The organism is Acidovorax sp. LjRoot194, assembly GCF_964253015.1.
In the GTDB taxonomy this organism is placed as follows: Bacteria; Pseudomonadota; Gammaproteobacteria; order Burkholderiales; family Burkholderiaceae_C; genus Acidovorax.
Map to the genome: position 1 here is coordinate 1,139,557 of NZ_CAXUQB020000001.1, position 19,426 is coordinate 1,158,982.

Here is a 19,426-nt window from a genome sequence, read left to right on the forward strand (position 1 = left end):
GGCGGACGCGGGCCCGGTCCACGGGGCGGCCTGCCGGCCTGCCAGCCAGCCAACGCCTGCGCCGGGCAGCGCAAGCCGCCCGTCCCGTTGTGGTTGCGCCACAGCTCCCCCGCTGTTACACCTGGGTCCCGGCAGACGCCAAGTCGTGCCCCCGTGCGGCCTGCACACCGATCTGCGACTACCACAATGGGATGAAGAGACCGTGACTTTCTGGCGGTCTTGAGGGTAACTACGGGGCGGTCCCTGTATCTTCTGGTTACTTTTTCCGTTTCCCGAAGACGTTCCCATGAAATTGCGTACCCGAATCCTGTGGCTGTGTGCTGCCACCTTGCTGGGCCTGGTGGTCCTGTCCGCCGTGGCCTTGACCACGCTGTACCGGTCGATGATGAACGAGCGCACGGCGCAGTTGTCCAACCTGGTCATCCTGGCCCACGCCGCCGCGCAGAAGGCGCACGACAAGGAAAAGAGCGGCGCGCTGTCCCGCGAGGACGCGATCAAGGAGGCCGAGCGCACCATCGGCAGCTTTGTCGACAAGGACAAGTATTTCTTCGTGCGCGGCTTCACCAATGATGTGAACTACGTGCACCCCAACCCGAAGCGCATCGGCATCGTCGATGAAAAGGGCGGCAAGGAAGCCGGCGTGCGCTACCGCGCTGCGCTGCAGGGCAAGACCATCGGCACGGTGACCGCACCGGGCACGCGCCCCGGCGCCAAGGAGCCGGTGGACAAGCTCTACGCCATCATCAAGTTCGAGCCGTGGGACTGGATCATCGGCTTTGGCGACTACGTGGACGACATCGAGGATGCGTTCTGGCGCAACACGGCCATCCTGCTGTCCATCGGCGCGGTGCTGATGTTCATCGTGGCGGTGATGGCCTGGCAGATGCTGCGCACGCTGGTGCAGCAGCTCGGCGGCGAGCCGCAGTACGCGGCGCAGGTGGTCACGCAGATCGCCGAAGGCAACCTGGCGGTGGATGTACAGACGCGCCCGGGTGACACCTCCAGCATCCTGTTTGCCATCCGCGCCATGCGCGACAACCTGGCCCACCTGGTGACCCAGGTGCGCGACAGCACTGATTCGATCAACACGGCATCGGCCGAAATCGCTGCCGGCAACGGCGACCTTTCGTCCCGCACCGAATCGCAAGCCAGCGCGCTGCAGCAGACCGCTGCGTCGATGGAAGAACTCACCTCCACCGTGGAGCAGAACGCCGCCAACGCCCGCCGGGCCGACGAGCTGGCGCGCGCCGCCTCGGCCACCGCCGTGCGCGGCGGCGACGTGGTGCAGCAGGTGGTAGGCACCATGGGCTCCATCGAGCAGTCCTCGCGCAAGATCGTGGACATCATCAGCGTGATCGACGGCATTGCGTTCCAGACCAACATCCTGGCGCTGAACGCAGCGGTGGAAGCAGCCCGTGCCGGTGAACAAGGCCGTGGCTTCGCCGTGGTGGCCAGCGAAGTGCGCAGCCTGGCCCAGCGCAGTGCTGCAGCGGCCAAGGAGATCAAAGGCCTGATCGACGACTCTGTGTCCAAGGTGGGCGCGGGCACCCAACTGGTGGAGCAGGCCGGCGCCACCATGCGCGAGGTGGTCGAGGGCGTGAAGAACGTGACCACCATGGTGGCCGAGATCAGCTCGGCCAGCGCCGAGCAGAGCGCGGGCATCGCCCAGGTCAACCAGGCGGTGTCGCAGATGGACCAGGGCACGCAGCAGAACGCGGCGCTGGTGGAAGAAGCCCTGGCAGCGGCGCAGTCGCTCAGCCAGCAGGCCGTGGCGCTGTCGCAGACGGTGGGCCAGTTCCGCGTCTCTTGAGAGGTTTCGCGCCCCAGCCGGCAGGCGTCTGCATGGTGGCAAAACTTGGCTGGACAAGCCCTCTGGCTGTGCGAAGATGCAAGCAATTGCGTCAAGGTCTGGGCGCGCCAAGGCATCGCTGACGGAGCGCGCTGCTGGCGCACATCCTGACTGCACTGCTGTCACACCGTCTTCACCACCATGTCTGCCTGTCTCTCGCTGACCTTTCCACACATTCTGGCCGCTGGCCTGGTGCTGGACTGCGGGCCGGCATGACCGTGTCGGCCCCCTTGCCGGCAGCGCGCCTGCCGCAACACCGCCTGCCCACCGATGCCGACCTGGCTGAGCGCGGCCAGCGATGCGCGGCGCTGGAGTGGCTGTCGCGGCCCGTCTGGCTCTTCGACATCGACGGCCGGTGCGTGTACTGGGCCAATGCGGCGGCACTGGCCGTCTGGCAGGCCACCACGCTGGCCGAGCTGTGCGGGCGCGACATGGGCCACGACATGTCCGAGTCGGTCGCGCAGCGGCTGGCGCAGTACCAGAGCGACTTCGTGCTGCGGGGCGACGCGAGCTTCACCGAGCAATGGACCATCTACCCCGGCGGCGTGCCGGTGTCGCTCAACGTGCGCTTTGGCGGACACCGCCTGCCCGATGGCCGCATGGGCATGCTGTGCGAGGCCGACGCCATGGGCGCGGCCCTGCCGGAGTCCCTGCGCTCGGTCGAGGCCCTGCTGCACACCGCGGTGATGATCACGCTGTACGACGGCAACGGCCAGGCGCTGTACCGCAACCCTGCCGCGCGTGCCGCCGTGCTCAGCCCCGGCGAGCGACTGCAGGAGCGCGTGGGCAACGCGGCGGTGTTTGCCGCGCTCTCGCGCAGCCTGGAGCAGCACGGCGTGGGCACGCTCACGCTCGCAGTGCGCACGCCGCAGGGCGACCGCTGGCACGAGCTGTCGGCGCGCCGCTGCAGCGACGCCGTCACCGGCCAGGACGCGGTGCTGGTGAGCGAGGCGGACATCAGCGCCATCAAGCACACCGAAGAGCGCGCCAACTTTCAGTCGCTGCACGACGTGCTCACTGGCCTGCCCAACCGGGCCCACTTCACGCAGCGCTTTGCGCGTGCGGTGGAGGAGGCCAAGGCCCAGTCGCTCGAAGCTGCGCTGATGCTGATCGACCTCGATCACTTCAAGGACGTGAACGACACACTGGGCCATGCAGCGGGCGACGAGCTGCTGGTGGCCATGTCGCAACGGCTGCGCCACACGCGGCACGGCACCGAGGTGCTGGCCCGCTGGGGCGGCGACGAGTTCCTGGTGCTGCTGACATCGCCGCGCATCCGCGAAGATCTGGATGCACTGCACGAGCGCATCTCCGTGGCCATGGCGGCGCCGCTGTCCATTGCCGGGGCGCAGCTGCGCGTGACGTCCAGCATTGGTGTGGCGCTGTACCCGCAGGACGGCGAGTCCATCGAGATCCTGCTGCGCAACGCCGACCTGGCCATGTACGCGGCCAAGGAGCGCGGGCGCAACGCGCTGGCCTACTTCGACCGGCACATGGCCGAGACGGTGCGCAGCCGCACCGAGCTGGAGAAAGAGTTGCACCTGGCGCTGGAGCGCGAGGAGTTCGAGGTGTACTTCCAGCCGCGCGTGGATGTGGCCACCAACACCATCCGCGCGGTGGAGGCGCTGGTGCGCTGGAACCACCCGCGCCTGGGCGTGGTGTCGCCCGCGCATTTCATCCCGGCCTGCGAGACCACCGGCCTCATCGGCGCGCTGGGCCTGTGGGTGCTGGCGCAGGCGGCACGCGAACAGGTGGCCTGGGCCGCGCAGGGCTGGGACCTGGTGGTCTCGGTCAACCTGTCGCCCCGCCAGTTCGCATCGCCCAGCCTGCTGCACGACATCACCAGCGTGCTGCGCGAGGCCGGTGTGAACCCCGCGCGCATGGAGCTAGAGATCACCGAGTCCATCTTGCTGGGCGAAGACCAGCACGTGCTCAACGTGCTGCGCGAGCTGTCGGCGCTGGGCCTGACGATTGCGCTCGATGACTTCGGCACGGGATATTCCAACCTGGCGTATCTGCAGAAGTTTCCGGTCCACACGCTCAAGATCGACAAGACCTTCATCCAGGACACCGACGCCAACCGTTCGCTGGCCGAGTTGATCGTGTCGCTGTCGACACTGATGAAGCTCACGGCGGTGGCCGAGGGCGTGGAGACCCAGGAACAGCTCGACTGGGTGGCCGGGCGCGGGATCGCGCAGTACCAGGGTTATCTGTATGCGCGGCCGATGCCGGTGCGGGAATTCACCGACTGGCTGCGTGTGCACCCGCCGGGCTGACCGAAGGCTGCAAGCTCAGTAGTCGCGGCGGATTTGCGGCTGCAGCGGTGTTCAATGTATGAGTCTGGAGCCTGCTTGCTGGGCTTGAATGCGGTGGCAAACAACACATCCATCGCAGGCCCCGCGGCCGTTGATAGTTCGCGCGCAAATCGGTGGCGTCAGGGACGCCTACGGCAAGGAATCCAAGCTTTGAGATGGGCCTCTATGACGGTGGCTGCGCGTGCTTTGGGAGTCTTTTCCAGAGCGGCCTTCAAGCCGATATGCACCTGTTCGTCGATCGTAGAGGGCGAGATCATTTTGAAGTTGCACCAAGTCTCTCCTTCACTGCTGTCTACGACCCCAACCACGTACATCTGAGCAAGCCTTCGTTGCGCCACATCGTCGCTCATGAGGGCGGCGAACACCGTCTCGACGGTCATGTTGCGGTATTGCGTAATCAGGCTCTCATTCTTGTAGGCGGGGACTTCGATGGGTTTTTCGCCAGCGAAGCACGCTGGCGACATCAAGAGCAGCGCCGCGAGGAGGGGGAGTTTCTGGGTGATAGATGGCATGCGACGGCGGTGGTGCATGTGCGTAGGCAGTACTGAAACTCAGTGTGTCACGTGGTTGAAATTGCGCACGGCGGTCACGCTAGGGAGCGCGAGGGCTCGTTCAGATCCGTCAGTCCGAGGAAATGGTCCAGCATGTGGAAGTGGTCCTCGAAGAACTCCTCTTCCATGCCTGCCAGTTCGGACAGCCGCGTCCATTGCACCTGCAGCGCATCGTCATCCGCCTGCACCTTGGGGAAGGGCGCGCTGCCCAGGTCGAAATAGTGCGCATGCGTGAGCGTGCGGCCGCGCTGGCTGCGGTCGGGGTGGTCGAAGACGGCCACGGCCTGCAGCGCGGCGCGCATGGTGGCTTCGGGCAGGTCGCAGTGGGTTTCTTCCACCAGCTCGCGCAGGCAGGACTGCCACACCGTTTCGCGCTGTTCGATGAAGCCGCCCGGCACGGCCAGCTGGCCTTTGCCGGGGGCGTGGGCGCGGCGGATAAGCAGCACGTGGTCCTGGCAGCGCAGGACAGCGTCCACGGTCACAAAGACGGGAGGGTAGGGCGCAGCGGACCAGGCCTCTCGGTAGCGGCGCAGCATGCGCCATTCTTCCTGCAGGGCCGGGTAGTGCGGGGTGTGGGCAAAGCGCTCCAGCGCGGTCAGTGTGCTGGGCGGAATCTCGGCCGCCAGCGGGGCCAGCGCTGCCTGCACCGTGGCGGGCGTGGCGCCGAAGTAGGCGTCGCGGATGGCGGTGGCGTCGATGCGGCCCTGGCGCTCCACGTGGATGAGCTGCCAGCCGGGGAAGGCGCTCAGGTAGCTGCTGGTGGCGTCCTTGAAGTGGCCCACCAGGCCGATGTTGGCATCGGCACCGGCGATCTCGGCCACGCCGCGGCGCACGGCCTGCACCCACACGGCCTCGTTGTAGTAGTCCCGCACGGGCAGCACGCGCACCCGGGCGCGGTCGGCCGCGGGCAGGGCTTCGTGCAGCATGGCCTCGCGTTCTTGCCAGGTGAAGGGGTTCTTGGGCGAGCGGGCCTGCCAGGCGGAGCCGACCACCACGATCACGTTCTGCGCGCTGTCGAGTGCGCGTTGCAGCAGGGCCAGATGGCCGGTGTGGACGGGCTCGAAGCGGCCGATGTAGATGGCGGTGTCGTGCATGTGTCTCCAGGCGGTTGAAGTGATTTGAGCCTCTACCGCTTGATGGGAGAGCGCTGCCAGCTACTGTTTTGATAGCGATTGTAAAAGGGCGTGCGGGGCTGCTCGGCGGCTGCTGAAAAGTCCATCCGTTCACGCCGGGCCTTTCGGCATGTCACGGCAGGCTTGTCGAAGCGCGGCGCCGGGCTTCGGCCAGGTCAGCCCGAGCGGATGGGAGTGCATTCCATATGCATGCCGTCAGACATATTTTGCGGCGATCGGCATCTGCCGCCCGCTGCCGAAGGCCCGGGGCCGCACGCGCAGGATGGGCGGGGCCTGGCGGCGCTTGTATTCGTTGCGCGCCACCATCATGCGCACGCGCTGCACCAGGGCGCGGCCGGCGTCGTCGTTCTGCAGGGTCGAGACGAAGGTCTGCGCGGCCGTGAGTTCGGCGGTGGACAGGCGCTCGCCTTCGATCAAGAGCTTGAGCACTTCGTCGAGCACGGGGTAGGGCGGCAGGCTGTCCACGTCGCGCTGGCCGGGGGCCAGTTCGGCGGACGGTTCCTTGTCGATGATGGCCTGCGGAATCAGCTCGCGCCCGGCCTGCGCGTTGACGTGGCGCGAGAGCGCGAACACTTCGGTCTTGTACAGGTCGCCGATGAGGCCCAGGCCGCCGTTGGTGTCGCCGTACAGCGTGCAGTAGCCCACCGAGATCTCGGACTTGTTGCCGGTGGTGAGCAGCAGGTGCCCGAAGGCGTTGGAGTATTCCATCAGCACCGTGCCGCGGATGCGCGCCTGCAGGTTCTCGAGCGGCAGGCCCGCCAGCGGCTGGTCGAACGATTGCCCGAACTGCTGCGCGTAGCCCGCCACCAGGTCTGCGATGGGGTGGGTGAACAGCTGCACGCCCAGGTTGCGGCACAGGGCCACCGAGTCGTCGACCGAGCCGCTGCTGGAGTAGCGCGAGGGCATGGTGATGCCGACCACGTTCTCAGGGCCCAGCGCCTGTGCGGCCAGGGCCAGGGTGAGCGCGCTGTCGATGCCGCCCGAGCTGCCCACCACCACCTGCCGAAAGCCGCAGCGGCGCGCGTAGTCCTTGAGGCCCAGCATGATTTGCTGGCGGTAGAACTCCATGGTGGGAATGCCCTCGGCCGGCACGGGGGCCGGGGCCTGGCCGTCGCCCATGGAGAAGTGGCCGTTGTCGAACTGCAGGGTGCGCACGTCCTCCACGAAGCGGGGCGCCTCGAAGACGATGCCGGCATCGGGCTCGGCCGCAAACGATGCGCCGTCGTACACCAGCTGGTCGTGCCCGCCCACCTGGTTGACGTACAGGATGGGCAGGCCGTGGCGGCGCGACGAGCCGCCGAAGATCTGGTGGCGCTGCTCGCGCTTGCCCACGTGGCTGGGGCTGGCGTTGATGCTGATCACCAGGTCCGGTGCGGCGTCGCGCAGGCGCACGAAGGGGTTGGTGACGTAGTCGGCACCGTGGTCGTTCCAGCCGTCTTCGCACACCAGCAGGCCCACCTGGGCATTGCCCACGCGCAGCACCTTGGCCACGTCGGGGCCGGGCTCGAAGTGGCGGCGCTCGTCGAAGATGTTGTAGGTGGGCAGCAGCTGCTTGGCATACGACAGGCGCACCTGGCCGCCGTGCAGCACCAGCAGGCTGTTGTGCAGCCGCTTGCCGGGCCCGCTGGCGCGCGTGGGCGTGCCCACCACCCAGTGCAGGTCGGGCAGCGTTGCCGATGCGGCCTGCAGCGCAGCCACCCCGGCCTCCACGCGCTGCATGAACTCGGGCTCATCCAGCATGTCGCCGGGGTAGTAGCCGCACAGCGAGAGTTCGCTGAACACGACGATATCGGACTGCTCGGCCGCGGCCTGCCGTGCGGCGGCCACCATTCGATCGACATTGCCTTCGATGTCGCCAACGGTGATATTCAATTGAGCGATGGTAATACGGAGCATTGCGTTTCCCTTGAGTGCGCAGAGCGATACGGAGTGGCTGAAAAACTCAGCGAAGCGGTCCTGGCTAGGCGTTTAGTCGCAGACAGTACTGCAGGTACGGCAAGACTGAACAACGACGCCAGGAGAGTTTTCTCAGCCGCTCAGTTAGCAACGTTGAAGACTTGGCGGAGGTAGGCCAGATAGGTTTCATCGTCGCACAGCGTCTTGCCGGGCGTGTCCGACAGCTTGGCGACGGCCTGGCCGTTGGCGCGGGTGAGCTTCATCACGATGTTCAGCGGCTTCATTTCGGGTGTGTCCCCCATGTCGTTGGTGAGGTGGGTGCCAATGCCAAAGCCCAGCTGCGTGCGGTCGCCGAAGTGGCGGTACAGCGACAGCGCCTTGGTGAGCGTGAGGCCGTCGGAGAACACCAGGCGCTTGGTGTTTGCGTCGATGCGCAGCTTGGCATAGTGCGCCAGCGCCTTTTCACCCCAGGCCACCGGGTCGCCCGAGTCGTGGCGCAGGCCGTCGAACAGCTTGGCGAAGTACAGGTCGAAGTCGGCCAGGAAGGCGTCCATGCCCACGGTGTCGGTCAGCGCGATGCCGAGGTCGCCGCGGTATTCCTGCACCCAGTCTTCCAGCGCGGCCTTTTGAAAGTCGCGCAGCCGCACGCCCAGCGCCTGGTAGCTTTGCAGGTATTCGTGCGCCATGGTGCCGATGGGCACCAGGTTCAAATCGCGTGCCAGCAGCACGTTGCTCGTGCCCTTGAACCACTGCGGCGTTTGCTCCGCAAACGTCTGAACCACCTCGCGCTGCCAGTCGCCGCTGTAGCGGCGGCGCAGGCCGAAGTCGAACAGCTCGAAGGGGTGTCGCAGCGTGGCCTGCCGGGCCAGGTCCTGCAACTGCTGCACTTTGGCGGCCAGGCGCTCACGGCCGCTGGCCAGCGCTGCTGCGGCGTCGAAGCGGCGAAAGTACAGCTCGTTCACGATGGCCAGCACGAAGATCTCGAAGCCCATCACATGCACCTGGGGGCCGCGCGCAATGATAGTGAGCGTGTCACCCTCGGCCCGCGCCTCGATGAAGCTGCGCTGGAACTGGAAGATCCGCAAAAAGTCGATGAAGTCGCTCTTGATGAAGCGCAGGCCGCCCAGGTAGTCGAGCTCGCCCTTCGTGAAGCGCAGCGAGCACAGGTGGTCGAGCTCGGCGTTCACTTCCGGCAGTAGCTCGACCAGCGGATAAATGGGCTGGTTACGGCACACGAAGCGGTACTCGCTTTGCGTCTGCGGGTGCCGGTGCAGCAGGGCCTGCCACATGGTGAACTTGTACAGGTCGGTGTCGAGCAGGCTGGTGATGATGCGGGTCATGGTGATGCTCCTGTTTTTTGTAGCTGGTTGCGCTGGTTCAACAAGCGCTAGGGATCCACTGCACGAATCGAGCTGCCAAGTGTGCACTGCGGATCGGGAAGGAGTGCAAGGCGCAAAACGCAGCCATAGCCGTAGCTATTGCGAGTATTTGCAACGCCGCAGGCCGCCCGAGACTGCAGATGCACACGGCGCGATGATTCGTGCAGAGAGTCCCTAGAGGCTGATTTCCGTGCTGGTGGCCAGTTGCACGCCCTGGGCGCGCATGGCGTCGAGGAAGGCCTGGTGCTGTGGTTCGAAGCCGCCCACGGGGCTCATGCAGTCGGTCAGCAGAACGATGTGGCTGGGCCGGGCGCCTGCCGCCTGCAGGCGGGGCAGGTGCTGCACGATGTGCTCGGTGGTGGAGCGCACGCAGTGGCTGCTGGCTTCGCCGGCGATGAGGAGCAGGTCGGCGGTGTCGAGCGCCGCGAGCAGGCGGGTGTTGAGGGCGGTGTCCGGGTCGGCGGCGTCGACCACCTCGGCCTGGATGGCGCTGTAGTGCTCGGTCCAGGGGTTGGTGCCCTTGAACACGTTGTGCACCGCGCGCTGTTGCTGCAGCTGCCAGTCGCCGCAGGCGGACAGCACGTCGGCATGCACGCCGTGGCCCCAGCTGCCGATCTCGCAGTGCACCGGCCAGACCATGAGCGTGTAGCGGCCCTGGGCTTCGAGCGCATCCAGGTAGGCCAGCGTGCGCGGCAGTGCGGCAGCGCTGCGGGGCGTGAACGCGCCGCTGCGCACCTGGGCCGCCGTGATGGGGGTGAAGGGTGCGACGGCTGAGCCGCCCGCCTGCTGCCAGAACCCGGGGTGCGCGATGTCGAAGCGCTGGTGCGAGTCGAGCGTGACGGTGATGGCGTCAAACCGTGCGCCCTGCGTGCGGATGAACGCGGCCAGGCGCTGCATGTCGGCATGGGCGCCAGCAACCGGGAGGCTGGGTGCTGTGCGGCTGCCTGGGGGCTGGCCGGTCTGCGCAGGATGCCAGTCGGCGGGCAGGTCGCAGAAGTCGTTTTGCGGGTCGATCACCAGAAGCTGGATGTTGCGGGCCATGGTCTTCTCCTTGGGTTGGATGCAGTGTAAGTTTGTTAATACAAAAATGCAACTAACTAAGATGCAACACGATGTGTCGGATTCCAGAGAGCTTTTGCTCTGAATACTTGGGGTTTTGAAGGTGCAGTGTTAGCCTTGTTCGTATATCTCTGCAATGAACTCAACGATCGAACCATGACCAGCGACAGTGCTCCCGCCGTGATCTGCACCGTGGATGTGGTGCTGCTGACTTTGCAGCAGGGCCTGCTCCAGGTGGCGCTGGTGCGCCGGGACCGCGCGCCGTTCGCCCAGGCGCTGGCCTTGCCCGGCGGCTACATCCACGCGCAGGACGATGTCGATGCCCAGGCCAGCGCCGCGCGGGTGCTGCGCGACAAGGCGGGTCTGGAGAGCCCGTACCTGGAGCAGCTGGCCACCTTCTCGGGCGCGGTGCGGGACCCGCGGGGCTGGTCCGTGGCGGTGGCGTACTGCGCGCTGGTGCCGCCCGAGACGCTGGCCCAGGCCGAGGGACGCGTGGAGCTGGTGGCGGTGGATGCACTGCCGCCCCTGCCGTTCGACCACCGCCAGATCATCGACACCGCCGTGCAGCGCGTGCGCAGCAAGAGTCAGTATTCGTCGCTGCCGGTGCACCTGTGTGCCGAGCCCTTTACGCTGCCGCAGCTGCAGGCCGTCTACGAAGCGCTGCTGGGCGAGCCCATCAACAAGGTGAGCTTTCGCCGCAAGGTGGACGAGCTGGCCATGCTGGAGCCCGTGCCCGGCGCCCTGCAGACGGGTGGTGCGCACCGGCCCGCACAGCTGTACCGGGTGCGGCCGGCGTACCGGCGCAGCCTGTCGCTCAGCGCGCGCGGCCTGTAGGCAGTTTTTTGCCAGTGCCAAACTGCGGGCCCGGGCCATCGGTGTGCCGCGGGTGTTGCGCTGGGGCACGGTGGCAGAAAGTGTTGGACCGCCCCTGCAAAATCTGGCACAAACGCAGGCTTTGACGAGGGAGTGGCGTGCGCTCGCAGCCGCCCCGCGTGCAGCGGCGGCCCACGCCACACCAACAACAAGCCAGCAGCCCACGCTGGCGCCCGAGGGAAATCCATGTCTTTGCGGCTGAAATTCAACCTGGTGCTGGCTGCCGTGCTGCTGCTGGCCGTGGTCGGTGCGGGGGCCTACGTGCACCGCTTCCTGCAGCAGTCGGCCATCGAGGAGGTGCAGCACAACTCGCAGATCATGATGCACGCCGCCATGGCCATTCGCGACTACACCACCGAGCTGGTCAAGCCGCATTTGGACGTGACGCTGGCCGAGAAATTCCTCCCGCAGACCGTGCCCGCGTATGCCGCCACCGAGACGCTGCGCCGCCTGCAGGGCCGGTTTGCCGGCTACGAATACAAGGAGGCGGTACTCAACCCCACCAACTTGCGCGACCGCGCCAACGAATGGGAGGAGCGCATCATCAGCGACTTCCGCGAAGGCCGCGTGGACGTGAAGAAAGAGGTGACGGGCGAGGTGGGTGAAGGCATGCACCGCGCCATGTACGTGGCCCGACCCATCACCATCAAGCAGGCGCAGTGCATGGCCTGCCACAGCACGCCGGCGGCTGCACCGCCCACCATGCTCAAGATCTATGGCGACAAGAACGGCTTTGGCTGGGGTATGAACGAGACGGTGGGCATCCAGGTGGTGAAGGTGCCCATGTACTTCCCGCTCGAAAAAGCGCGCCAGACGTTCTACACCGTAATGGCCGCGCTCATCGGCAGCTTCGTGCTGCTGTTCGTGGTGCTCAACCTGTCGCTGTCGTCCCTGGTCATCGAGCCCATGGCGCGGCTGAATACCAAGCTGGAAGACTTGGCCACCAAGGACTTCCTGACCGACCTGGTCAACCGCCGCAGATTCTTCGAGCGGCTGGAAACGGAAATGGCCGACACGCGCGTGAAGACAAGCCACCTGTCGGTGGTGATGTTCGACATCGACTTCTTCAAGCGCATCAACGACACGTTCGGCCACGACTCGGGCGACGTGGTTCTCAAGAGCACAGCGCTGCGCGTGCGCGAGTTGCTGCGGTCGTCGGACTGCGCGGCACGCTTCGGCGGCGAAGAATTCATCATCCTGCTCAAGGAAACCCCGGTCGACGCCGCCATGGCCATGGCCGAGGCCGTGCGCGCCCGCATTGCCGGGGCGCCGTTCGATTCGGTGGGGCATGTGAGCGCAAGTTTTGGCGTGGCCACCTGGGACCACAAAGAGGATGCCCACGCGCTCATCAAGCGCGCAGACACTGCGCTGTATGTGGCCAAGTCCAAGGGCCGCAACTGCGTGGTGCAGGCCGAGGAAGCGGCTGCCTAAGGCGCATTTGACGGGTTGGTGTCGGGCGCGACGAGCAACAGTAGCGGGACTGGTTTCGTCGCCGCCTGAATCCTGCGCCGTGGTCGCTTCTCAAGCCGTCGTGGTCTTGGCTTCTTCGTAGGTCGCCAGGTATTCCTTGGCCAGCTGGGTTTTCTGCTTTTCGGTCAGCAGTTTGCCCGCCATCTGGAAGAACTTGTGCTCCTCTTCTTTCAAATGGTGCTCGACCTTTTCAGCCAGTTTCTTCGCGAGGGGCAGCCAGGTGGGCGTGGCGGGGTCGGCATCTTCCAGCGACTCCACCATTTCATCGAGCTCGTGGTGCTCGGAGATCGCGTGGCGTGACAAATCCACGCCTGCGTCGTGAGCCATCAGCGGAATGTAGAAATGCCGCTCTTCGGCCAACTCGTGCGCCAGCAGTTCTGTCTTGAGCTGCTCGAACAGGTCGTGCCGCTCGGGCGTGTCGCCGCTGGTCTCGACCAGTTGCTTGCACAGCTCGCGTTGCCGTTCGTGGCTTTCGCGCAGTGCTTCAAAGATGTTGAGTGCCATGGGAGTCCTGGTTTTATGTGTCTGATCGTGGGGTGATGAAACCAACCGGGGTGGTTACTTCAGCGCCTTGCGCGCTGCACCCACGCCCACGACGGCGAGGATCACGAACACCACGGCGATGATCAGGAAGATCACGAACAGCACCTTGGCAATGCCTGCGGCGCCAGCGGCCACACCGGTGAAGCCCAGTGCACCTGCAACCAGGGAGATCAGGGCAAAAATGATGGCGTACTTCAGCATGATGGTCGCTCCTAGCGAGGGTTGAAGAGCAGCCCGGGGCTGCGTGAGGGTGTGCTGGAACGATACCGGCGGGGCCTGGGCACAGCCGTCAGCACGGGCGGGATGCGGGTGTAGGAGAGAGTCGCTGGGGTGCTGGGTGGGTGCGGGTCAGGTGCGTGCACAGGCAAGCGGGCAAAAGAAAAGCCGCAACGTGGGGACGTTGCGGCTTTGCGGGGATATTGGATGCGTTAGGTGCTGCGGGGTTACAGCCCCGCTGCTGCACGCAGTGCAGCAGCCTTGTCCGTCCCTTGGTCTCCGTTCACATCGCTGGCGCGATATGAACTACGCCCGAAGACCGAAAACCGCGCTATTGCGCGGCGGGCTTTACAGCCCGGCTGACGCACGCAGTGCGGCAGCTTTATCGGTCTTTTGGTCTGCGCTCACTTCGCTAGCGCGATATGAGCTTCGCCCACGTACGGAAAGCCGCGCGTACCGCGCGGGGGGCTTACAGCCCCGCTGCTGCACGCAGTGCAGCAGCCTTGTCCGTACGTTCCCAGCTGAACTCTGGCTCTTCGCGGCCGAAGTGACCATACGCTGCCGTCTTTTCGTAGATCGGGCGCAGCAGGTCGAGCATCTGGATGATGCCCTTGGGCCGCAGGTCGAAGTGCTCGCGCACCAATTCGGCCAGGCGCTCGTCTGGGACCACGCCCGTGCCTTCGGTGTAGACCGTGATGTTCATCGGCTCGGCCACGCCGATGGCGTAGGCCACCTGGATCTGGCACTGGCGCGCCAGGCCGGCAGCCACGATGTTCTTGGCCACGTAGCGGGCAGCGTAGGCGGCCGAGCGGTCCACCTTTGTTGGATCTTTCCCGCTGAAGGCACCACCGCCGTGGGGGCAGGCGCCGCCGTAGGTGTCCACGATGATCTTGCGGCCGGTCAGGCCGCAGTCGCCCTGGGGGCCGCCGATGACGAAGCGGCCGGTGGGGTTGATCAGGTAGCGGGTGTTCTGCAGCCATTCCTTGGGCAGCACGGGCTTGATGATCTCTTCGATGATGGCTTCGGTGAACGAGGCCTTCATCTTGGTCTGGGTTTCGCTCTGGTCGGGGTGGTGCTGGGTGGACAGCACCACGGTGTCGATGCTGTGGGGCTTGCCGTCCACGTAGCGCATGGTGACTTGCGACTTGGCGTCGGGGCGCAGGAAGGGCAGGCGGCCATCCTTGCGCAGCTGGGCCTGGCGCTCGACCAGGCGGTGCGCGTAGTAGATGGGCGCGGGCATCAGCTCGGGCGTTTCGTCGCAGGCATAGCCGAACATCAGGCCCTGGTCGCCAGCGCCGGTGTTCAGGTGGTCGTCGGACGCGTGGTCCACGCCCTGGGCGATGTCGTTGGACTGCTTGTCGTAGGCCACCAGCACGGCACAGCCCTTGTAGTCGATGCCGTAGTCGGTGTTGTCGTAGCCGATGCGCTTGATGGTGTCGCGCGCCACCTGGATGTAGTCCACATGGGCGTTGGTGGTGATCTCGCCCGCCAGCACCACGAGGCCGGTGTTGGTCAGCGTTTCGGCGGCGACGCGGGAGCGGGGGTCTTCCTTGAAGATCGCATCGAGGATCGCATCCGAGATCTGGTCGGCCACCTTGTCGGGGTGGCCTTCGGACACGGATTCCGAGGTAAAGAGAAAGTCGTTCGCCATTTGAATAAACTCCTGTGTTCCGGCATTTGGGGCGTTGCCCTCACCCCGAAGGAGCTTTGGCGAACGCTTTAGCAGATTTTTTTAACGTCGCCCTGCAAGTTGCTCATTTAACTCAGCGACCCCGTTATTTTAATGCCAGTCGTGTTCCGTTTCTTTTCTGTGTTCCCGCTGTGGTTGCTGCACGCCCTCGGCGCGGCGATGGGCTGGGTGGCGTTTGCGGCGTCGCCCACGTACCGGCGGCGCTTTTTGGCCAACGTGGCAATGGCGGGCTATCCGTTCGGCGCGGTGCGTGCCGCCGTGGCGCACGCGGGCCGCATGGTGACCGAGCTGCCCCGCCTGTGGCTGGGCGCGCCCATGCCCTGCCGGCTGGAGGGCGAGGCCTGTGTCGAGGCGGCCTATGCGGCTGGCAAGGGCATCGTCTACCTCACGCCGCACCAGGGGTGCTTCGAGCTGTCGGCCCAGGCAGCGGCCCGGCGCTTCAGTGCCGAGCGCGGCCCCATCACCGTGTTGTACCGCCCCGCACGCCAGGCCTGGCTGGCCAAGGTGATGGAAACCGCCCGCAACCGCCCCGGCATGCTGGCTGTGCCCACCACGCTGGCGGGTGTGCGCCAGATGATCAAGGCCCTGCGCCGCGGCGAGGCCGTGGGCCTGCTGCCCGACCAGGTGCCGCCCGACGGGCAGGGTTTGTGGTCGCCCTTTTTTGGCCGTGACGCTTACACCATGACCCTGGCCGCGCGGCTGGCGCAGCAGACGGGCGCGGCAGTGGTGCTGGCGCGCTGCGAACGGCTGCCCTGGGGCCGTGGCTACGTGACGCATTTCGAGCCGCTGGCGGCACCCCTGTCGAGCGACATGGACCAGGCCCTGCTGCAGATCAACCAGGCCATGGAACACCTCATCCGCCAGTGCCCCGAGCAGTACCTGTGGGGCTACGCCCGCTACAAGCAGCCCCGTGCCGAGGCCGCGCCGCCGGCTGCACCGGCTCCGGAGACCGCAGCATGATCGGCCGCCTGGGTGTGTGGTTCATGCGGGTGCTGGCGCTGCTGCCGTTGCCAGTGCTGCGGGGCGTGGGTTGGCTGCTGGGGCAAGTGGCCTTTGTGCTAGCGGCGCCCCGGCGCCGGGTGGCGCTGCGCAACCTGGCGCTGTGTTTTCCGGACTGGACCGAGGCGCGCCGCCGCGCGGTGGCGCGGGCGAGTTTTGTGGCGTTCTGCCAGACCTGGCTCGACCGCAGCTGGCTCTGGGCCGCGCCGCGCGAGGTGGTGGAGCGGCGTGTGGTGCTCACCGGCGCCATCCACGAGCTGGAGGGCGACACGCCCACCATCCTGTTCGCGCCGCATTTCTACGGCATGGATGCGGGAGGACTGGCGCTACCGCTGCACTCGACGCGCGCGTTCACTTCCATCTTCGCCACCCACCCAGACCCCGCGGTGGACGCCTGGTTCATGGCCGGGCGCCAGCGTTTTGGCGATGTGCGCATGCTCAACCGGTCTCACGGCGTGAAGCCCATCATCGCCAACCTGCGCCAGGGCGGCCTGCTGTACCTGCTGCCCGACATGGACTATGGCCGTAACGATTCGGTGTTCGTGCCGTTCTACGGCGTGACCACCGCGACCATCCCGTCGCTGTCGCGCTTTGCGCGGCTGGGGCGTGCCAAGGTGGTCGGGGTGTATTCGCGCATGACGCCCACTGGCTACGTGGCCGAGGTGTCGCCCGCGTGGGCGAACTTCCCCACCGATGACGTCGATGCCGACACCGAGCGCATGAACCGCGAGCTGCAGGCCGTGATCGACACCATGCCCGAGCAGTACTACTGGGTGCACAAGCGCTTCAAGACGCGGCCCGAGGGCGAGCCAGGCTTGTATTGATTCCCCCCTGAGCCGCCTGCGGCGTTTCGCCCTCCGGGGGCCGCCACTCGTGGCCTGGCAGAGCCGGTTCCACGGTGGCACTGGCCTGGGGTGCGCCATTTGGCAAGATGGCAGATGCTTTTGAAAATGGCCTCTGGCGCTTGTCTGCAAAGCGCTGGCAGCTATCAATTGGATTGCAAGAACCGGCGTAACTCCAGCGCCACGCGCTCTGGGTGCTCGTGCACGACCCAGTGCGAGGCCTGCTCCACTTCGTGGATCTGCAGCTGCGGAATCCAGCCCGGCAGGCCATCCAGCAGGCCCGGAAGCAGGGCCGGGTCGTCCATGGCCCAGAGCACCAGTGTGGGCACGTCGACCGTGAGCATGGACTCGGGCAGCGTGATCGTTTGCGCGCCGGGCTCCCCGTCCCGCGGCGGACGGATGGGACTGGCGCGGTAGTAGTTGCACGCGCCGGTCAGGCCCTGCTGCCACAGCGCGCGGTATTGGGCGCGCACACTATCGGTGAGCCACGCCGGGGCGCGGCCTTGAGGGTCATCGAAGAAGCCGAACAGTCGGCGGAAGTCGTTCTCGGCCAGAAGGGCTTCGGCGTCCGGCCTGCACAGGAAATGCATGTACTGGCTGGCGGCCTGCTGCGCAGCGTTGTGTGCCAACTCGCGCACGAAGGCACCGGGGTGCGGCGAGTTGACGATGGCCAGGCGCTTCATCAACTGCGGTTGCTGGTTGGCCAGGTTCCAGGCCACGGCGCCACCCCAGTCGTGCGCCACCAGGCATTCGAGCGGTGCCTGGGGCGACTCGGCGGCGATCAGGGCCACCAGGTCTTGCACCAGGTGCTTGGCGCGGTAGGCCTCGACCTCGGCGGGGCTGCTGGAGGGGCCGAAACCCCGCAGGTAGGGGGCGATGCAGCGGTAGCCGCCGTTCTCCGGCCGGGCAAAGTACGCCAGCTGCTCGTCCCAGATGAACGCGCCTTCGGGGAATCCGTGCAGAAACACCAGCACGGGCCGGCCGGCCACGCCGCTCACGCGACAGTGCAGGGTGATGCCGTGGGGCAGGGCGACGGGATGGGTTTGGATCATGGCGCTACTAATTTGATAGCTGATAGCGCCTGATGAATAAGCGCTAGGGCCTAGTTTTGCTGAGAATCCTCAGGCGCGTCCGGCGTGGAGTCGTCACTGGCGGGGCCAGGGCCGTCGCCTGGCACTGCGGCTGGGGCGTCAGCCACCTGCGCCGGGTGCGCCCATTGCCACAGCAACTGCGCCACCTCGTCCACGCCCTGCTTCTTGAGGGCCGAAAACATCATCACATCTCCGCCGGCCGCGTTCAGTCGCGTAATCGACAGGATCTTGGCTTGCTCGGAACGTGTGAGCTTGTCGGCCTTGGTCAGCACGATGAGGAATTTGAGGCCTTCCTCGACCCGGGGGCGCAGCACTTCGAGCAGTGCTTCGTCCAAGTCGGTCAGACCGAGGCGCGGGTCGCACAGCAACACGATGCCGGTGAGCCCGGGGCGGCTGACCAGGTAGTTGACCATCACCTGCTGCCAGCGCAGCTTGTCCGAGCGCGACACCTTCGCGTAGCCGTAGCCGGGCAGATCGGCCAGTACCGCATCGGTCACGCCATGCTTGCCCAGCGAGAACAGGTTGATGTGCTGCGTGCGCCCCGGCCTTTTGGACGCGAACGCCAGCTGCTTTTGCTGGGTGAGCGTGTTGATGCAGGTGGATTTGCCGGCGTTGGAGCGGCCCACGAAGGCGATCTCGGGCACGTGAATAGGCGGCAGGTGGTGCAACTGCGCGGCTGTGGTGAGGAATCTGGCCGTGTGCATCCAGCCCATGGCGATCTTGGCGTCGGGTGCGGGCGAAAGAGAGCCAGCAACTGGCACAGTGGGGGAGGTCGTCATGGAGTATTGGGTTGCGAGAGAGCCTCATTGTAGAATCGCGAGGTTTTGCGCACATAAACATAGACCCTCGATATGAAGTTGCTCGCCTCCTTGTTGACAGCTGCCGCACTGGCAGCACCTGTTTTCTCGGCCTTTGCAGCGGGGGAAGCTCCTGCGGCACCGCCCAAGGCGGCCAAGCCCGATCTGGTCAAAGGCGAGGCCAGCTTCACGGCCGTGTGCGCAGCCTGCCACGGCGCCGATGGCAATTCGGCCATCGCAGCCAACCCCAAGCTGTCGCAGCAGCACCCTGAATACCTGGTCAAGCAGCTGCAGGAGTTCAAGTCCGGCAAGCGCAACGACCCCGTCATGAAGGGCTTCGCCTCGGCCCTGTCGGACGAAGACATGAAGAACATCGCCTACTGGGTGACATCCAAAACCGCCAAGCCCGGTTTTGCGAAGGAAAAGGAACTGGTCACGCTGGGCGAGCGCATCTACCGCGGCGGCATCGCTGACCGCAACATCGCCGCCTGCGCCGGTTGCCACAGCCCGAATGGCGCGGGCATCCCGGCCCAGTACCCCCGCCTGTCGGGCCAGCACGCCGACTACACCGCCAAGCAGCTGGTGGAATTCCGCGACGGCAAGCGCGCCAACAGCATCCAGATGACGCAAGTGGCGGCCAAGCTCAACGACAAGGAAATCAAGGCCGTGTCGGATTACATCGCCGGCCTGCGCTGATTGATCCTCGTCAATGAACGGCGGCTC

17 protein-coding genes are annotated in these 19,426 nt (G+C 66.1%); 7 read left to right on the forward strand and 10 right to left on the reverse strand.

Annotated features, from left to right (window positions below):
• Positions 1–286: 286 nt before the first annotated feature.
• Entirely contained in the window at positions 287–1,810 is a 1,524-nt protein-coding gene (locus ACSQ3N_RS05245) for a methyl-accepting chemotaxis protein (RefSeq protein ID WP_436145763.1), read from the forward strand.
• 251 nt (positions 1,811–2,061) lie between these two features.
• Positions 2,062–4,125, forward strand: coding sequence for a putative bifunctional diguanylate cyclase/phosphodiesterase (locus ACSQ3N_RS05250; protein WP_436145764.1), 2,064 nt, complete (start codon positions 2,062–2,064; stop codon positions 4,123–4,125).
• Between the two features lie 158 nt (positions 4,126–4,283).
• Here the strand turns inward: ACSQ3N_RS05250 and ACSQ3N_RS05255 are convergent, their stop codons facing one another.
• The 5 genes from ACSQ3N_RS05255 to ACSQ3N_RS05275 form a co-directional block, all read right to left on the reverse strand.
• Positions 4,284–4,676, reverse strand: coding sequence for a Rap1a/Tai family immunity protein (locus ACSQ3N_RS05255; RefSeq protein WP_056173361.1), 393 nt, complete (start codon positions 4,674–4,676; stop codon positions 4,284–4,286).
• Positions 4,677–4,750: 74 nt separating this feature from the next.
• Positions 4,751–5,809: a bifunctional nicotinamide-nucleotide adenylyltransferase/Nudix hydroxylase gene (locus ACSQ3N_RS05260; protein WP_436145765.1), complete on the reverse strand. Its 1,059-nt coding sequence runs from the start codon at positions 5,807–5,809 to the stop codon at positions 4,751–4,753.
• Between the two features lie 234 nt (positions 5,810–6,043).
• Positions 6,044–7,744 carry an NAD+ synthase gene (locus tag ACSQ3N_RS05265; protein WP_436145766.1) on the reverse strand — a complete coding sequence of 567 codons (1,701 nt, stop codon included), beginning with the start codon at positions 7,742–7,744 and terminating at the stop codon, positions 6,044–6,046.
• 140 nt (positions 7,745–7,884) lie between these two features.
• Complete coding sequence (gene pncB, locus ACSQ3N_RS05270; RefSeq protein ID WP_436145767.1) at positions 7,885–9,084, reverse strand: nicotinate phosphoribosyltransferase; 1,200 nt, start codon at positions 9,082–9,084, stop codon at positions 7,885–7,887.
• Between the two features lie 213 nt (positions 9,085–9,297).
• Positions 9,298–10,164 (reverse strand): hypothetical protein, encoded by an 867-nt coding sequence (locus ACSQ3N_RS05275; RefSeq protein WP_056173373.1) that lies wholly within the window; start codon positions 10,162–10,164, stop codon positions 9,298–9,300.
• A 174-nt stretch (positions 10,165–10,338) separates the two neighbouring features.
• Between ACSQ3N_RS05275 and ACSQ3N_RS05280 the strand changes: the two genes are divergently transcribed.
• Both ACSQ3N_RS05280 and ACSQ3N_RS05285 read left to right on the forward strand, forming a co-directional pair.
• Positions 10,339–11,016, forward strand: coding sequence for an NUDIX hydrolase (locus ACSQ3N_RS05280; RefSeq protein ID WP_056173376.1), 678 nt, complete (start codon positions 10,339–10,341; stop codon positions 11,014–11,016).
• 225 nt (positions 11,017–11,241) lie between these two features.
• Positions 11,242–12,486 carry a diguanylate cyclase gene (locus ACSQ3N_RS05285; protein WP_056173379.1) on the forward strand — a complete coding sequence of 415 codons (1,245 nt, stop codon included), beginning with the start codon at positions 11,242–11,244 and terminating at the stop codon, positions 12,484–12,486.
• Positions 12,487–12,576: 90 nt separating this feature from the next.
• On the opposite strand, the gene ACSQ3N_RS05290 is transcribed toward ACSQ3N_RS05285, so the two are convergent.
• From ACSQ3N_RS05290 to metK, 3 genes are all read right to left on the reverse strand, one after another.
• Positions 12,577–13,029, reverse strand: coding sequence for a hemerythrin domain-containing protein (locus ACSQ3N_RS05290; RefSeq protein WP_056173380.1), 453 nt, complete (start codon positions 13,027–13,029; stop codon positions 12,577–12,579).
• A gap of 54 nt (positions 13,030–13,083) precedes the next feature.
• On the reverse strand, positions 13,084–13,269 hold the full coding sequence (locus tag ACSQ3N_RS05295; RefSeq protein WP_056173382.1) for a DUF1328 domain-containing protein: 186 nt from the start codon (positions 13,267–13,269) through the stop codon (positions 13,084–13,086).
• A 484-nt stretch (positions 13,270–13,753) separates the two neighbouring features.
• Positions 13,754–14,935, reverse strand: a complete 1,182-nt coding sequence (metK, locus tag ACSQ3N_RS05300) for a methionine adenosyltransferase (protein ID WP_056173384.1) — start codon at positions 14,933–14,935, stop codon at positions 13,754–13,756.
• Between the two features lie 132 nt (positions 14,936–15,067).
• Here metK and ACSQ3N_RS05305 point away from each other — a divergent pair, with 132 nt between their 5' ends.
• Together ACSQ3N_RS05305 and ACSQ3N_RS05310 are read left to right on the forward strand one after the other, a co-directional pair.
• The gene (locus tag ACSQ3N_RS05305) at positions 15,068–15,934 is read left to right on the forward strand and encodes a lysophospholipid acyltransferase family protein (protein WP_056173388.1); all 867 of its coding nucleotides are present in this window, start codon (positions 15,068–15,070) and stop codon (positions 15,932–15,934) included.
• Positions 15,931–16,797: a lysophospholipid acyltransferase family protein gene (locus tag ACSQ3N_RS05310; RefSeq protein WP_056173390.1), complete on the forward strand. Its 867-nt coding sequence runs from the start codon at positions 15,931–15,933 to the stop codon at positions 16,795–16,797. Before ACSQ3N_RS05305 ends, ACSQ3N_RS05310 begins: the two co-directional genes overlap by 4 nt.
• 164 nt (positions 16,798–16,961) lie before the next feature.
• Here ACSQ3N_RS05310 and ACSQ3N_RS05315 read toward each other — a convergent pair whose 3' ends face one another.
• Positions 16,962–17,867, reverse strand: a complete 906-nt coding sequence (locus tag ACSQ3N_RS05315) for an alpha/beta fold hydrolase (protein ID WP_436145768.1) — start codon at positions 17,865–17,867, stop codon at positions 16,962–16,964.
• Between the two features lie 50 nt (positions 17,868–17,917).
• Positions 17,918–18,685 carry a ribosome biogenesis GTP-binding protein YihA/YsxC gene (gene yihA / locus ACSQ3N_RS05320; RefSeq protein WP_436145769.1) on the reverse strand — a complete coding sequence of 256 codons (768 nt, stop codon included), beginning with the start codon at positions 18,683–18,685 and terminating at the stop codon, positions 17,918–17,920.
• A gap of 72 nt (positions 18,686–18,757) precedes the next feature.
• Here yihA and ACSQ3N_RS05325 point away from each other — a divergent pair, with 72 nt between their 5' ends.
• Positions 18,758–19,399 carry a c-type cytochrome gene (locus tag ACSQ3N_RS05325; protein ID WP_436145770.1) on the forward strand — a complete coding sequence of 214 codons (642 nt, stop codon included), beginning with the start codon at positions 18,758–18,760 and terminating at the stop codon, positions 19,397–19,399.
• Positions 19,400–19,426: the final 27 nt, after the last annotated feature.